General features: G+C 67.7%; 9 protein-coding genes. 3 read left to right on the top strand and 6 right to left on the bottom strand.

From position 1 onward, the window contains the following. Positions 1–205: 205 nt before the first annotated feature. From NMB40_RS03450 to NMB40_RS03440, 3 genes are all read right to left on the bottom strand, one after another. Positions 206–1447, bottom strand: a complete 1242-nt coding sequence (locus NMB40_RS03450) for a DUF819 family protein (protein WP_184125277.1) — start codon at positions 1445–1447, stop codon at positions 206–208. 85 nt (positions 1448–1532) lie between these two features. Beyond that, complete coding sequence (locus NMB40_RS03445) at positions 1533–3596, bottom strand: dipeptidyl-peptidase 5 (RefSeq protein WP_494360166.1); 2064 nt, start codon at positions 3594–3596, stop codon at positions 1533–1535. 127 nt (positions 3597–3723) lie between these two features. Next, complete coding sequence (locus NMB40_RS03440) at positions 3724–5694, bottom strand: OPT family oligopeptide transporter (protein ID WP_282248286.1); 1971 nt, start codon at positions 5692–5694, stop codon at positions 3724–3726. 123 nt (positions 5695–5817) lie between these two features. Between NMB40_RS03440 and NMB40_RS03435 the strand changes: the two genes are divergently transcribed. The 3 genes from NMB40_RS03435 (at position 5818) to NMB40_RS03425 (ending at position 11810) form a co-directional block, all read left to right on the top strand. Then, positions 5818–7002 (top strand): acetyltransferase domain-containing protein, encoded by a 1185-nt coding sequence (locus NMB40_RS03435; RefSeq protein WP_494360165.1) that lies wholly within the window; start codon positions 5818–5820, stop codon positions 7000–7002. A 238-nt stretch (positions 7003–7240) separates the two neighbouring features. Continuing rightward, entirely contained in the window at positions 7241–8998 is a 1758-nt protein-coding gene (locus tag NMB40_RS03430; protein WP_494360164.1) for a peptide MFS transporter, read from the top strand. Between the two features lie 139 nt (positions 8999–9137). Continuing rightward, positions 9138–11810: a hypothetical protein gene (locus tag NMB40_RS03425; RefSeq protein ID WP_494360163.1), complete on the top strand. Its 2673-nt coding sequence runs from the start codon at positions 9138–9140 to the stop codon at positions 11808–11810. Positions 11811–11832: 22 nt separating this feature from the next. On the opposite strand, the gene NMB40_RS03420 is transcribed toward NMB40_RS03425, so the two are convergent. From NMB40_RS03420 to NMB40_RS03410, 3 genes are all read right to left on the bottom strand, one after another. Next, complete coding sequence (locus NMB40_RS03420; protein WP_494360162.1) at positions 11833–13773, bottom strand: alpha/beta hydrolase family protein; 1941 nt, start codon at positions 13771–13773, stop codon at positions 11833–11835. Positions 13774–13906: 133 nt separating this feature from the next. After that, complete coding sequence (locus tag NMB40_RS03415) at positions 13907–15895, bottom strand: alpha/beta hydrolase family protein (protein ID WP_494360161.1); 1989 nt, start codon at positions 15893–15895, stop codon at positions 13907–13909. Between the two features lie 159 nt (positions 15896–16054). Continuing rightward, the gene (locus tag NMB40_RS03410) at positions 16055–16690 is read right to left on the bottom strand and encodes a LysE/ArgO family amino acid transporter (RefSeq protein WP_282247715.1); all 636 of its coding nucleotides are present in this window, start codon (positions 16688–16690) and stop codon (positions 16055–16057) included. Between the last annotated feature and the right edge of the window lie 90 nt (positions 16691–16780).

Raw genomic sequence — 16780 nt, 5'->3', positions numbered from 1 at the left:
CGACCATATGCCAACTGCCTTTGATTTCCCGTCCGCTGACGCATGACCGTCTGGGGGAGCGGGGTGGAGGGGGTAGCGGGGCTTTGAGCAGCATGGATGCTGCGATAAGCCCCATGGATGGGTTCACGCGTGCCCCGCTATCCCCTCCACCCCCGCGCCCCCGCGCGCAGAGAATGAAAACGCCAGCGCTTCTACGCGGGAGAACTCAGCCGCCTGCCAAAGCCCGCAGCGTGATGCCAACGATGTAGGCGAGATACGTACCAGTCGCATAACCCATGGTCCCGAGCAGCACGCCAACGGGGGCAAGGGACGGATGGAAGGCAGCCGCAACCACAGGCGCAGAAGCCGGCCCGCCGATGTTGGATTGCGAGCCGATGGCGAAGTAGAAGAACGGCACCTTGAGCGCCATGGCCAGTGCGAGCAGCAGCACGATGTGCACGGCGATCCAGATCAGGCCCAGTGCGAACAGCCACGGGCGTTCGAGCAGCGCCAGCAGGTCCATCTGCATGCCGATGCAGGCGATCAGGAAGTACAGCAGCAGCGAGCCCAGCTTCGAGGCGCCCGCGCCCTCCAGGTTGCGTGCGCGGGTGAAGCTCAGCGCCAGGCCGCAGGTGGTGGAGATCACCACTACCCATACGAACGGCGCGTCCAGGCTGAACTGCGAGGCCCAGGCCACGTGGCCCTTGAACCACGCCGATACCGGGCCGGCGATGGCGTGCGACAGGCCCACCGTGCCGAACGCTACCGCCACGATCAGCATCAGGTCGGTCAGGCTCGCCACGCGCTCGTGTTCGGCCTGGAATTTTTCGATGCGCAGTTTCAGTTCATCGATCGCCGACGTGTCCGCGCCGGTGCGCGCATCGATTTTCGCCGCGCGGCCGGCCATGAAGATCAGCACCGCCATCCACACGTACCCTACGCCCACGTCTACTACCGCGAACTGGCCGAAGGTGGTGGCGTTGACGTCGAAGACCTCGCGCATGGCCAGCATGTTCGCGCCGCCGCCGATCCAGCTGCCGGCCAACGCGGCCATGCCCGCCCAGGTATCGCCGGCGACCGTCTCCGGGTGTGCCCACTTCATCAGCATGAAGGCCACCACCGCGCCGATCATGATGCTGAAGGACGCGCCCAGGTACATCACGATCAGCTTCGGGCCCAGCCGCAGGATACCCTTGATGTCCACCGCCAGCGTCAGCAGGACCAGCGCGGCCGGCAGCAGGATGTCGCGCGCGATCGGGTTGTACAGGCTGGTGTTCTGCCCGTCGATCAGGCCCACCGTGTTGTAGATGCCGGGAATCATGTAGCACAGCAGCAGCGCCGGCACGAAGGTGTAGAAGCGTTTCCACAGCCCCGTCTCGCGTGAGGCGGTCCAGAACACGGCACCCAGGGTGGCGGCGATCAGGCCGAAAACTACGATGTCGTTCTGGATCAGAGCGGGTGCTTTCACGGAATGGAGCGCCTGGAATGGGGTGCGCGCGTGCGCGTTGGGTAACCACATATGAAAGCGCCGCCTTTCGGCGGCGCTTTCCACATCACTCGCCGATGTGCTGCTTCAGCCAGCCGTTTACCGTGTCGTGCCACTGCACGCTGTTCTGCGGCTTGAGCACCCAGTGGTTCTCGTCCGGGAAGTACAGGAACTTCGACTCGATGCCCTGGCGCTGCGCCGCCGTGAACGCGCCCAGGCCCTGTTCGACCGGGATGCGGAAGTCGAGCTGGCCGTGGATGACCAGGATCGGCTTCTTCCAGTCCGCCACGTGGTTGACCGGGTTGAACTTCTCGTAGTTCTGCGGCTTGTCGAACGGCGTGCCGCCCTGCTCCCACTCCGTGAACCACAGCTCTTCGGTGGCATAGCCCATCATGCGCTGGTCGAACACGCCGTCATGGTTGACCAGGCACTTCCACGGCTCGTTCCAGTTGCCGGCGATCCAGTTGACCATGAAGCCGCCGTAGCTGGCGCCCAGCGCACAGGCCTTGTCGCCGTTGAGGAACGGGTACTGCTTCTGCGCCGCCGCCCAGCCCTTTTGCAGGTCTTCCAGCGGGCGGTCGCCCCAGTGCTGGCTGATCGCATCGGTGAACGCCTGGCCGTAGCCGGTGGAACCGTGGAAATCGATCATCACCACCGCGTAGCCCTGGCCCGCGTAGGTCTGCGGGTTCCAGCGGTAGCTCCAGCCATTGCCGAAGCTGCCCTGCGGGCCGCCGTGGATCAGGAAGGCCACCGGGTAGGTCTTGCCTTCCTGGTAGTTGTACGGCTTGACCACGTAACCGTGCACGGTTTCGTTGTTCCAGCCCTTGAACTGGAACTGCTCGTAATCGCCGAAGGCCACGTCGGGCAGCATCTGGCCGGCGCTCGGGGTGATCTCGCGCGGGCTGCTGCCGTCGGCCTGGGCCACCACGATCTGGTCGCCGCTCTTCAGGCTGTTCTTCGTGTAGGCCAGCGTGCCGGCGGCGATCACCGGCGAGCCGATGCTTCCGCCTTCGGCGACGACCGTGGCCTTGCCGGTGGCGATGTCGATGTTGAACAGGCGGTGCTCGCCCAGGTCATCGGCGGCGGTGTAGAAGCTCTTTTCGTCCTGCGACAGCACCACTTCACCGGCCGAACGGTCCCAGTCCGGGGCGATTTCGCGGGTCTTTCCCGAGGCCAGGTCGAGCGCGATCACGCCGAAACGGTCCGCCTCGAAGCCCGGGCGCTTCATCGCGCGGTAGTACAGGGTGTTGCCGTCGGCGCTGAACACCGGGCCGGCATCCCAAGCCGGGTTGGCGGCGGTCAGGTTGACCGGCGCCTGCTTGCCCTCGGCATCCAGGCGGTACAGGTCGAAGTTGGTCGACCACGCTTCTTCGCGGCCGGCCACGCGGATGCTGGCCACCACGCTCTTGCCGTCCGGCGCCCAGGTGAAATCGTCATTGCCGCCGAACGGTTTGGACGGCGCATCGCCGGCCAGCGTGGCGCTGATCGCCGAAGCGCCCTTGACCGCAGCGGCCTTGCCGGCCGGCAGCGGGGCCACGAACAGGGTGTTGCGGCGGCCGTCGTTCCAGGTGTCCCAATGGCGCACGAACAGGCTGTCGAACACTTCACCGGTGTTCTTGCGCGCCTTGTGCGCGTCCAGCTTCTTGCTGGTGCAGGCCAGGTCCGAACCGCAGTCCTGGAACACGCCGGCGCTGAAGGCCACGCGGTCGCCCTGCGGCGAGATCTGGAAGCTGTCCACGTCCACCGCGAAATCGGTCAGCTGGCGCGGGGTGCCGCCGGCCAGCGGCATCGCGTACAGCTGCTGGCTGCCGCCCTTGGCGCTGAGGAAGTACACGGTCTGGCCATCGGCCGACAGCGCGGCCGAGTTGACGTTCCAGCCGGCCGGGGTGAGCGGCTTGGGCGCGGCTGCATCGCGGGTGCGCAGGTTGCGGATGAACAGGCCGGTGCTGGCCTTGCTGTCACTGCCGAGCACGCGCTTGGCGAACACCACGTTGCCGCCATCGGCGGTCAGCAGCGGGGCCGAAACCCGATCCAGCGCGATCATGTCGCGCACATCCAGGCCACGCGTGGCAGCCAGCGACGGCAGCGCGGTCAGCAGGCACAACGGCAACAGGGCGTAACGAAGCTTCATCGGGTTCTCCGCGGAACGGCAAAACGCCGATGGTAGGCCCTGTCATCCCCGTGAAGCAAAGGCCACACGTCATGGAAACGAAAAACCCCGCCGAGGCGGGGTTTTTCACGTTCAGATTGGCGCGCAATCAGACCGCGGTGGCCTTCTTGCCCGTGCGGTAGATCAGCCAGCCCACCACGAACAGCACCGCCAGGCCGATCCACTGCGCGGCCGGCAGGTGGAACGGCACGGCCAGCACGTCGGCACGGCTGCTGACCACGATCGGCACGGCGATGGCGATGCCCATCAGCGCTTCGCCGGTGATCAGGCCGGCGGCGAACAGCACGCCCGGCTTGTGCACGCGGTCGCGGCCTTCTTCATCGTCGGCGCGCACCTTGTGGAAACGCTCCACCAGGTAGGCGATCAGGCCGCCCAGGAAGATCGGCACCATCAGTTCCAGCGGCAGGTAGATACCGATGGCGGCGGCCAGCACCGGCACGCGGAAGCGGGCGTTGCGCGACTTCAGCCAGCTGTCGAAGGCGATGATCGCCGCACCCACCACGGCACCGATGCCGATGAAGGTCCACGGCAGTTCGCCACCGAACAGGCCCTTGGCCACCGAGGCCATCAGGTTGGCCTGCGGTGCGGCCAGCGCGTTCGGGTGCAGCTCGGACTTGACGCCGATGCCGTACGCGGTAGCCAGCAGGTTCAGCACCGGCGCCATGATCAGCGCACAGGAGAACGCACCGATGCCCAGCATCAGCTGCTGCTTCCACGGCGTGGCACCGACGATGTAGCCGGCCTTGAGGTCCTGCAGGTTGTCACCGCCGACAGCGGCGGCACAGCACACCACCGCGCCGATCATGATCGCGGCCACCGCACCCAGCGGTGCACCACCGACGCCGACCGGGGTCAGCCCGTCCTTGCCCAGCAGCACCACCAGCACGGCCGAGGCGAACAGGATGGTGGAGATGGTGATGCCCGAGACCGGGTTGTTGGACGAACCGATCAGGCCGGCCAGGTAGGCCGAGACCGAGACGAACAGGAAGCCGGCGACGATCATGATGAGGGTCATCGGGATCGACACGTGCCACTGGCCCACGATGGCCTGGTACAGCGCCAGCAGCGGCAGGGTGAAGGCCACCAGCGCCACCAGCATCCACTTCATCGGCAGGTCGCGTTCGGTGTGCGCCAGCGCCGGGCCGCTGCTCTTGCGCGCGGCGGCGAAGCCGCTCTTGACGCCGTTGAGCAGCGACTTGCGCAGCGAGATCAGGGTCCACACGCCGCCGATCAGCATCGCGCCCACGCCCAGGTAGCGCATCTTCGCGCCCCAGATGGCGAACGCCGCCTCGGTGGACGAGGCGGTGGCGATCGACGCGGCCAGGGCCGGGTCGGTGTTCATGAAGAACGCCTGGTACAGCGGAATGGCGATGTGCCAGGTCAGGATCGAGCCGGACACCACCACGATGCCGACGTTGAGGCCGACGATGTAGCCCACGCCCAGCAGCGCCGGCGACAGGTTGGTGCCGATGAAGGCGGTGATCTTGGAGCTGCCCACGTAGGCCGAGGTGGCCCAGGCATCGGGAATCAGGCGCATGCCGCTTTCCGCGGCCAGCTTGACCACCGCGCCGATCACCGCCGACAGGCCCAGGATCTTCAGGCCCGGGCCCGGATTTTCACCGGCCTTGAGCACTTCGGCCGCGGCCTTGCCTTCCGGGAACGGAAGCGGGTCTTCGACGATCATCGAACGCCGCAGCGGCACCGAGAACAGCACGCCCAGCAGGCCGCCCAGGCCGGCGATGCCCAGCACCCACCAGTACTTGAAGTCCGGCCAGTAGCCCATGATCACCAGCGCCGGGATCGTGAAGATCACACCGGCGGCGATCGACGAACCGGCCGAAGCGCCGGTCTGCACGATGTTGTTTTCCAGGATCGTGCCGCCGCCCAGCAGGCGCAGCACCCCCATGGAAATCACCGCCGCCGGAATGGCCGTGGCGATGGTCAGGCCTGCGAACAGACCCAGGTAGGCGTTGGCCGCCGACAGGATCACCGCCAGCACGATGGCAAGCACCACCGCGCGGAATGTGAGCTGTTTGGGCGCAGCGTCGTCGTTGTTCATGGAAGCCCCTGCTGGCAAAAAATCCTGTCAAACCTAGCCTTCATGCAGTGGTAACGCAAGGCGGGTAGCGCCGGTCGCCGTAATCGGTAAACCCCGGGAAATGGCCGCGCAACCTGTTTTGTAATGTTATATCCTGTCACGCCACCGACCGGCGCACCCGTGGCCCCAGCCTCTCCCCGCCTGACCTCCATCGACCAGCTGCGCGGCACCGTGATCGTGCTGATGCTGCTGGACCACGTGCGCGAAACCTTCTACCTGCACCAGCAGGTACCCGACCCGATGGTCGTGGACCAGGTCGAGCCCGCCCTGTTCGTCAGCCGCCTGCTCGCCCACCTGTGCGCTCCCGTGTTCGTGCTGCTCACCGGCCTGTCCGCGTGGCTGTACGGCAGCGGCCAGGCCAACCCCCGCCGCGCCGCCTCCGCCTTCCTGCTCAAGCGCGGCCTGTTCCTGATCCTGCTGGAACTGCTGGTGGTGAACTTCGCCTGGACCCTGCAGTTCCCGCCCAGCGTGCTCTACCTGCAGGTGATCTGGGCGATCGGCATCAGCATGGTCGCCCTGGCCGGCCTGCTCTGGCTGCCCCGCCCCGCCCTCGCCGCCCTGGCCCTGGTGGTGATTGCCGGCCACAACCTGCTCGACGGCATCCACGCCAGCGGCGACGGCCCGCTCGCCGTGCTCTGGAAAATCCTGCACCAGCGCGACTGGATCGCCTTGGGCGATGCCCTGCGCCTGCGCACCTCCTACCCCGTGCTGCCCTGGATCGCCGTCATCGCCCTCGGCTACACCCTCGGCCCCTGGTTCGCCCGTAATGGCGACCCCGCCCAACGCCAACGCCGCCTGCTGTGGGCCGGCGGCGGCGCCCTGCTCGGCTTCGCCCTGCTACGTGCCGCCAACGTCTACGGCGACGCCCCCTGGCAGGCCATGGCCAGCACCGGCCAGACCCTGATGAGCGTCTTCAACGTCACCAAGTACCCCCCGTCCCTGCTGTTCCTGCTGCTCACCCTCGGCATCGGCCTGCTGCTCCTGCGCCTCTACGAACAGCCCCGCATCGCCCGCGCCCTGGCCCCGCTGGCCAACATCGGCGCCGCCCCGATGTTCTTCTACCTGCTGCACCTGTATGTGCTGAAGCTGCTGTACGTCGCCGCCGAAGCGCGTTGGGGCCAGACCCACGGCGCCTATTTCGCCGTGGACCACATGTGGATGCTGTGGCTGGTCACCGCCGCGCTGGCGCTGGCCCTGTATGGGCCGACGCGCGCGTTCGCGCGCCTGAAGGCGCGCCGCAAAGACCTGGCCTGGTTGCGGTACCTGTAAGCCACGCAGGGCGTGGCTCTACCGGTCCGCCTGCGTGAGAGTCTGAGGGGTCGAGGGCGGGGGCACCCTGGCCGGACCTTGAGCAGCATGGATGCTGCGATGAGCCCCATGGATGGGTTCACGCGCGTCCGGCCAGGGTGCCCCCGCCCTCGGCCCGCGCCGTAACAACCGAAACGCCGCGCTCTTGGCGCGGACCCTCTGGGTGATAATCGCGACCTGTTTTGTCGCATATCGCCCGATGACCGCCACCGCCCTGCCTGCTTCCGACGACTTCCTTGGCCACCCCAAAGGCGTTTACGTCTGCTTCTTCACCGAGATGTGGGAGCGCTTCTCGTTCTACGGCATGAAGGCGCTGCTGCTGCTGTACCTCACCAAGTACCACCTGTTCGGCGACAAGGCCGGCCTTGACCTGCTCGGCGCCTACGGCGGCCTGGTCTACTGCATTCCCGTGTTCGGCGGCCTGCTCGCCGACCGCTGGCTGGGCATGCGCAAAGCCGTCGTGTTCGGCGGCATCCTGCTCGTCCTCGGCCACCTCGGCATGGCCTTCGAAGGCCACGCCGCCACCCGCATCGACGGCCAGGTCGTGCGCGACGATGCCGCCCTCGGCATCACCTACCTCTCCCTTGCCCTCATCATCATGGGCGTCGGCTTCCTCAAGCCCAACATCTCCACCATCGTCGGCAAGCTCTACCCCGAAGGCGACCCCCGCCGCGATTCCGGCTTCTCCCTGTTCTACGCCGGCATCAACCTCGGCGCCCTGTTCGCCTCCCTCGTCTGTGGCTTCCTCGGCGAAGCCTATGGCTGGAAATACGGCTTCGGCGCCGCCTGCATCGGCATGGTCATCGGCCTGGCCATGTTCCTCTGGGGCCAGAAGTACCTGCAGGGCCACGCCGAACCCACCAACGTCGCCGCCCTGCGCCAGCGCATTGCCGGCATCCCCCGCGAATGGCTGATCTACGGCATCGCCGTGCTCGGCGTCCTTCCCGTCGCCGCCCTCATGTGGTCCGCCGCCAACGGCGCCTTCGCCATCGGCGGCGAAATCAGCCTCGCCCTGCTGCTCATGGTCGTCGTGCTTGGCGGCGTGCTGCTCTGGTTCGCCTGGTTCACCGGCACCCGCTGCACCCCCGTGCAGCGCCAGCAGATGATTGCCCTTATGGCCCTCATCTTCATGGCCCTGGTGTTCTTCACCCTCTACGAGCAGACCTACGGCTCCTGGGTCACCTTCACCGACCGCATGCTCACCAAGGACCTCGTTCCCGCGCTGGTGATCCAGGGCGGCACCCCGATCCCGTGGTCGATCGCCTCCCTGCTGCTGGCGCCGCTCGGCTTCGTGGTCGCCGCACGCCTGTCCGAACGCCGCCCCGGGTCCACCGCACCGCGCACCCTGTTCATCGCCATCGTCGCCCTGATGCTGGTGCTGCTGATCCGCGACTGCCTGGTGATTCCGCAGACCGCCGGTTCCCTCACCTACCTGGGCGGCCTGTTCCTGGTCGTGCTCGCCCCCCTGTTCGCCGTGCTGTGGGCATGGCTCGACAAGCGCCGCCTGGATCCCTCCAAGCCGGTCAAATCCTCGCTCGGCCTGGTGTTTGCCGCACTTTCCTTCATCCCGCTCGCCCTCGCGGCCCAGCAGGTCGGCAGCACCGGCCAGATGGCCAGCGTGTGGTGGCTGGTGCTCGCCTACCTGGTGCTGGAGATCGGTGAAATGTGCCTCTCGCCGGTGGGCCTGTCCGCCGTCACCCAGCTCGCCGCCCCGCGCGTGGTGAGCCTGATGATGGGCACCTGGTTCCTGGCCACCGCGTTCTCCGAAACCCTCGCCGCGCTGTTCGGCAAGCTTGCCGCCATTGAAGTGCCCGAAGGCGAAACCATGAACATCGCCGCGGCCGCCGCCAGCTACGAACACCTGTTCTGGCTGCTGATGTGGATCGGCCTGGGCTGTGCCGCCGTGGCGTTCGCCGGCTCGCCCCTGCTGAAGCGGATGATGCACGGGGTCAAGTAAGCCGCCGCACCCCATGCACATAAACACTTCCTAACACCATTCGATCCGGTCACAGTCCGGCCGCGTTGAAGCAAGTTGTAGATACACGTTTTCCATCGCTCCCCACCATGGCGCTCCCTGCGTTCATGGAACTTTCCCAATGCGTCACGCTGCTCCGCCCCACCGCCCGCTCGCCGTACTCATCGCGCTGGCACTGTGCACCTCGCTTTCGTTGCCCGCATTTGCGGGCAACGCCGATGCAGAAGCTGTCGATTGCGACATCGATCCTGACCACAGCGCGTGTGAGGCACAGGACGACGCATCGTCCAGCACCACCCCGTGGCTGATTGGCGGCGTCGCGCTGGCAGGTGCGGCCGCAGCGGCGGCAGGGGGTGGGGGCGGCGGTGGGGGCAGTGACGGCGGCGGCGGTGGAGGCGGCGTCCCGCCGGGCTCGGAAGGCGGCCAGTACGGCGGCAACCAGTTCCTGGCCGGACCGGGCGGCGACATCAGCTGGGACCGCAACGTGGAAACCCGCGTCACCGGCGCGGCGCGCAACGAAGGCAGCCTGCGCATCAACGCCGGCACCCTCAGCGTGCGCAATGACGGCCACCTGCGCAACACCGGCAGCCTGCGCATCGGCCAGGCGGCCAGCCTGGTGGTGGAGAACGATGGCGACCTGGACAACCATGGCACGCTGGAAATCCACGGCCGGCTGCAGCTGCGCCGCGATGGCAGCCTGGAAAACCACGGCACCCTGCTGGCGCAGGATGCAACGATCCAGCTGGAAGGCGATGCCGAGCTCGAGAATCTCGGCGACATGCAGCTGCGCGACACGCGGGTCACGCTCAGTGGCGAAAGCGAATTCGACAACGGCGAACGCCGCCGCAACGCCACGCTCAGCGTACAGGGCGGCGGCTTCGCGCTCACCGGCATGGCCGAGTTCAAGAACCACGGCACCGTCAACGCCAGCGGCACGCTCAACCAGGGTTCGCTGGTGCATGCGGTGACCGCACGCGTCGGCAACGAGCGCGACCTCATCGAAGCGTTCGACAACCATGGCCTGGTCACGCTGCAGGGCAATGCGCGCGTGCTGACCCTCATTGCCGACAGCCATGCCAGCGCCGGCATCAACCGCGCCGGCGCGCAGATCATCAGCCACGCCCAGCGACAGTCGGCGCTGCACGCCGAAGGCGCGCAGGCGACCCTGCTCAACCAGGGCACGCTGACCGTCACCGGTGACGGCGCGGTGGCGATGTCCGGCGCGCGCGGCGCCACGCTGATCAACGACGGGGTGATCAACCTCGGCGTGGCCGGCGGCAACAACGGCCAGAACATGGTGGCCATGCAGTCCGACGGCTCGGCCACGCTCAACAACCGCCGCGGCGGGCTGATCAACATCCATGCCGACAACTCGCACGCCTTCCAGATGGGCGCCGGTGGCGGCGGCCGCCTGGTCAACAACGGGCAGGTCAATGTGTATGGCCGTGGCAGCGGCGTACACGCCGACCAGGCGAGCCATGACGCCGATCGCCCTGCCCCGGACCTGGGCTGGCAGCCACCACGCGGCGTTTCGGGCTACACGGTAGGCACCAACGCCGACGGCAGTGCCGGGCAGATGGTATTGCATGAAGGGGGCGAACTGTCCGACGTGAACGTGGATACCGGATTCACCCGCGGCACCGACGCCTCGCAGGTCCGCCTGGAAAAGGTATTCGTAGGCGCGGACGGCGGCGAACAGAACATCACCAGCGCCACCGTGGTCTGGCAGGCACAGGCCGAGCGCGACGAGGCCGGCAATGTCGACGTGGTGATGACCCGCAATGACTATCGCGACATCGCCGGGACCGGCACGCAGGACATCGCCGCCGCGCTGGAATCGGGCTACGCCAACAACGCGCTGTACCACAGCCTGGAAGTGGCCAGCGCCGCCGAATTCAACCACGCGCTGCGGCAGCTGTCCGGCAGCGGCCTGGCGGCGGCCGGGATGCGCCTGACCGCCAATGGCGACGCGTTCTGGTCGAGCCTGGCCCGCGCCACGCCGGGCACCGGCACCGGCGTGGTGGCGTTCGGGCCCGGGTCGGCCACGGCCTCCGGCGTGCAGGGCACCGGCACCGGCATGCAGGTGGCGCTGGCGTTGGGAGGTGGGCGGCAGCTGCAGCTGAGTACCGGCCTGCTCGGCTCGGACTTCTCCACCGATGGCGGCCAAGCCCGCTCGCAGTCGCGGTTTGCCGGCATTGGCATGGCCCAGCCGCTGGGCGCGTTCACCCTGCAGCACACGCTGGGCAACGAATGGCACCAGACCGATGGCCAGCGCCAGCTGCACTGGGGCAGCACGCGCATGAGCGCACACAGCCAGCGCGCGCTGTCGCGCACCCGGCTGGGCAGCACGCTGAGCACGGAATTGGCGGCCGGTGGGCTGCGCTGGCAGCCGCGGCTGGGCGCAACGGCGTATCACGCCCGCGAAGCGGCCTTCCATGAGTACGGTGCCGACGCCTTCGGGTTGTCGGTGGGCGCGGGAACGCGCAGCGGTGTGCAGCTGGAGCTGGGCAGCGCCTTCCGTGGTCGCCTGGGCCACGGCTGGTCGGTGCGGGGTGATGCCGCGATGTTCCGTTCGATGGCCTATCGCGCCGATGTGCGCAGCGCAACGCTGCACGGTGCAGGCGGGCAGGCGTTCGCGGTGCCGGGGCTGGCACCTTCAGGCATGGATTACCGGGTGATGCTGGGCGCCGACTATCGTTACCTGCGCGCCGATTTTGGCGGCGCGGTGATGGCGGAGCGGTTGATGGGCGTTCGCGATGTGCAGGCGCAGATGCAGGTGCGCATGGCGTTCTGATGCGGCGCGTGGCCGCCCAACCCTAGGGTTGGGCGGCTGAAGCGGTCTGGCCGCCGAGGCTGCGCGCCAGGAAGGCCAGCAGGCGGGTGTAGTACTCGCGCTGGTGCTCCGGGGTGTAGAAGCCGTGGCCTTCGCTCTTGTAGTACAGGGCTTCGACCGGACTGCCTGCCTTGCGCAGCGCCGCTTCCATCTTCTTGGTGTGCTGGATCGGGGCGCGCTTGTCTTCGCCGCCGGCGGCCAGGAACACCGGCACTTTCACCTGCGCGGCCAGGTTCACCGGCGAACGCTCGCCCAACGCTTCCGGCGCGCCCAGCCAGTCGCGCAGGTAGGTCATGCCGGAACGGTCGCTCTGGATGTCGCCGCGCTCGAACATCAGCGGAAGGTCGTAGATGCCCACGTAGCCGGCCGCACACTGGTACAGCCCCGGCTCGCGCACGGTGCCCATCAACGCCGAATAGGCCCCGTAGCTGGCGCCGTAGATGCAGATGCGCTTTTCATCGGCAATGCCCTGCTCGATCGCCCAGCGCGTGGCATCGGTCACGTCGTCCTGCATGCGCAGGCCCCACTGGTGCTTGGCCGCAGCGGTGTGCGCGCGCCCATAGTTGGACGAGCCGCGGAAGTTGATCTGCAGCACTGCATACCCGGCCGCCGCGAGCAGCTGGGTTTCATGCTCATAGCCGCCTTCGTCGAACACGCCGATCGGCCCACCATGCGGCACCACCACCATCGGCAGCCGGCGCGCGTCCCTGCCATTGGGCACGGTCAGGAAGCCATGCAACGGCAGGCCATCGCGCGCCTTCAATGCCACCGGGCGCACCTGTGCGCTCTGTGACGGATCGATCCAGCTGCTGCGGCTGGCCAGCAGCGTGGCCTTCTTCTCCACCGTGTCGTAGCGGTAGAAGTCGCCCGGGTTGCTGCCCGACCAGGTCTGCGCCAGCACGATGCGCCCGTCGCGGGTGCTGGAGGTGATGTACACCGGGCTGCGCAGCGCCGCCTGCAGGCTGCGGTACAGCCGCGCGGTGCTGGAGGTGTCGTCGAAGAAGCGCGCCTTCGGCACGTCGCCGTAGTAGAGCGCGCCCACCGGAATGCGGGTGCCCGGCTGGTAGATCACCAGGCCCGGGTCCACCACCTCGTCGCGCAGCAGGGTGTGGCGCTCGTTGGTCTGCGGGTTCCAGCTGACGATGGCATCGGGGCCCTCGGTCTGCTCGATCCACAGGTAGGCCAGGCTGCCGTCGGCGGAGAAGCCCAACGGCTTCTCGACGCGCCGGCTGACCGCTTCATCGTTGAGCAGCACCCAGTCGTCGCCGCGCTGCACGCGGTAGTACAGCTTCTGCACGTTGTCCGAGCCCGAACCCAGTGCGAACCGCACTTCACCGCTGTTGTCGGTGGTGAAGTACGCGCCTTGGACGGGTGAGCGCGCCACCACGATCCGTCGCCCGGTGATCGCGTCCATGCGTTCGATGCGGGTGTAGGGATTTTCGGCGAACGGCCACACGGCAATCAGCACGTTGCGCTCGTCATCGACGAGATCGTCGGTCAGGAAGGCCGACACCTGGCTGTCGTTGAGCCCACCGACCCGATAGCCGACCAGCAGCTCGCCGCTCTTGCCATCGGCGTTGATGCCGTACAGCTCGCCGGTCGGGCGGGGTTTGTCCAGGCGGCCCCACTTCTGCGCCAGGCCGATCACCAGGCGCTGGTTGCTGACCCAGTCGAAGCTGCCGGCGTGGTTGTCGCGCGGCGGGCGGAACGAGCCGACCATCGCCATGTCGGACGTGCGCAGGATCGCGATGGCGGTCGCGTCCTGGAGCGGCACGCTGGCGGCGACATAGGTGCCGTCCGGCGAAATCTTGATGTTGGTGAACGCATCGTCGCGCAGGTAGCGCTCCAGGTCGACCGCGCCGGCCCCCGCCGACAGCAACGCACAGCCGGCGCCCAGCAGCGCGGCCATCAGTGTCTTGCGCATCCTTCCCCCTTGGTCCGGACCCCCTGTCCGGGTCGCAGATTCTAGACAGAACCGCGCGTGCGGCGCCATCCGCCCACGGCCAGAAACACGAACGGCACCCGCAGGTGCCGTTCGTGCGTCATCGTGGATGCGCTCAGGGCGAGGCGGCGGCCGCCGCGCCCGCGGTCTTGCCACCCAGGCTGCGCGACAGGAATGCCAGCAGCTTGCCGTAGTACTCGCGGCGGTGCGGGTCGGTATAGAAGCCATGGCCTTCGGTGGAGTAGTACAGCGATTCCACCGGCACGCCGGCCTTCTGCAGCGCCGCTTCCATGCGCTTGGTGTGCTGGATCGGGGCGCGCTCGTCTTCGCCGCCCGCCGCCAGGAACACCGGCACCTTGATGCGGTCGGCAAGGTTGACCGGCGAAACGGCGGCCACGTCGTTGGGGCTGCCCAGCCATTCCTTCAGGTAGGTGCTGCCCGAGCCGCTGCGCTGGACATCGCCGGTGGTGTGCATCATCGGCAGGTCGTACACGCCGACATAGCCGGCGGCGCAGCGGTACATGCCCGGTTCGCGGGCCGCGCCCATCATCGCCGCGTATGCGCCGTAGCTGGCGCCATAGATGCAGACCCGGGCGGGATCGGCGTGGCCCTGGCTGATCGCCCAGCGGGTCGCATCGGTCACGTCATCCTGCATGGCGGCACCCCACTGCTTGGCGCCGGCATGCTGGTAGGCGCGGCCGAAGTTGCCCGAACCCCGGAAGTTGACCTGCAGCACCGCGTAACCGGCCCCGGCCAGCATCTGCGCTTCCGCGTCATAGCTGCCGTCGTCGAAGATGCCGAAGGGGCCGCCGTGCGGCATCACCACCATCGGCGGCTTCGCCCCTGCCGACGCGGCCGGCAGGGTGAGGTAGCCGTGCAGCTCCATGCCGTCGCGCGCCTTGAAGGCATACGGCTGGACCTTGGCGGCGGTGTCCGGGTCGACCCAGGCGCCGCGGCTGATCAGGTGCTCGGCCTTCTTGGCGACGGTGTCGAAGATGTAGAAGTCACCCGGATTGCTTCCCGACCAGGTTTCCACCAGCACGCTGCGGCCATCGCGCGTGCTGGAGGCGATGAACACCGCATCGCCGCCGAACGCTGCTTCCAGGCTGCGGTACAGGCGGGCGTCGGCCGAGGTTTCGTCGAAGAAGCGGGTGCGCGGCTTGTCGCCCAGGTAGAGCGCACCCACCGGAACGCGGGTGCCGGGGCGGTAGATCAGCCGGTCCGGGTCCACCACCGGGTCACGCAGCAGCGGGTTGCGGGTGCCGGTGGCCGGGTCCCAGGTCACGATGGCATCGGGGCCGTTGGCGTGCTGCACCTGCAGGTAGGCGGTCTTGCCGTCTTCGGAGAAACCGAGCGCGGTTTCGATGCGGCCGGTATCGGCTTCATCGTTGACCAGCTTCCAGGTATCGCCGATGGCATCGCGGTAGTAGAGCTTGTTGACGTTGTCGGTGCCGGCACCATGGGCGAAGCGGATCTGCCCGCTCGGGTCGCTGGTGAAATCGGCGCGGCGCACCGGCGACCGGGCCACGGTGACGCGACGGCCACTGGCGATATCCATGCGATCGACACGGGTGAAGGGATCTTCGGAGAACGGCCACACGGTGACCAGTACGTTGCGCTCGTCCTGCGGCATCGAATCGATCAGGAAGGCGGCCACGGCCTCTACCTTCTTGGGCTGGATACGGGTGCCGGGTCCCTTGCCCTCCACCCGGTAGCCGACCAGCAGTTCGCCACGGCCGCCATTGGCATTCATGGCATACAGCTCACCGGTGAGCTGGGGCTGGTCGAGGCTGCCGAACTTTTCGGCCAGGCCGATCAGCACGCGCTCGTTGTTGACCCAGTAGAAACTGGTGGCGTGGTTGTTGCGCGGCGGCACGAACGAGCCGGTGACCTTGCCGGTGGCGCGGCTGAGGATCGCCAGTGCGGTGCGGTCTTCCATCGGCACGGTGGCCGCGTAGTAGTCCCCGCCCGGGGACAGCTTGATGTCGGTGAACGTGTCGCGCTTGAGATAGCGCTCAAGGTCCAGGTCCGCAGCGGAACCCTGCCCCACCGGCCCGAACAGCAGGGCCACGACGGCCAGGGCCGCCCATGTCGAGTACTTCATCCTTCCCCCTCCAACCAGACACCTTGTCCGTGATCGGCGATTCTAGACAGTTCGACGTGGGACAGGCCAGTGGCGACGCTCCCGGGCGCTTGCGGCCCGGAAAGAAAAATGGCACCGCGAACGGTGCCATTTAGACGAGCATTGACGGAGAGAGAGAGATCAATGCACGCCGCGGAACGCCAGGCTCAGGGCCAGGATGGACAGGATCACGGCGATGGTGCCGTCGAGGATCCGCCAGGTACGGGGTTTGGTGAACAACGGGGCCAGCAGGCGGGCACCGAGGCCCTGGGCGGTCAGCCAGAGGCAGCTGGCGGTGACCACGCCGGCGGCGAAGGCCATGCGGGCATTGCCGAAGTTTTCGGCGATGGAGCCGATCACCATCATGTCCAGCCAGAAGTGCGGGTTGATCAGCGAGAAGCCGACCGCGGCGGTCAGCACGGCGCGGCGCGAGGTGTTGTCGCCGTCATCGACCTGCATGCCGCCGCCACCGGCCAGCGCGCGTCGGGCGGACTGCCAGGCGTACCAGCTGAGGAAGGCCACGCCGCCCCACAGGACCACGGTGGTGAGCCACGGCAGCGCCTGGGTCAGGGTGCGCAGGCCAGCCACGCTGGCGAAAATGAAGACGGCATCGATCGCGGCGCAGGTCGCCACGACCGGCACGATGTGCTTGCGCAGGATGCCCTGGCGCAGGATGAAGGCACTCTGGGCCCCGACCACGGCGAACAGGCCGATGCCGGCTGCGGCACCACTGAGCCACGCGGCCAGACCGGGGCCGCCGGAAATGAAGGAGAACATGGGATACCACCTGTCTTGCTGGGGGGCGGTGCCTCGCCAAGGCGTACAGCACCGTGATGGCGCGTATTGTCGCGCCGCAACATGGAAAAG

The organism is Stenotrophomonas sp. FBCC-B152 (genome assembly GCF_059134105.1).
This window is presented reverse-complemented; position numbering and strand designations above follow the sequence as displayed.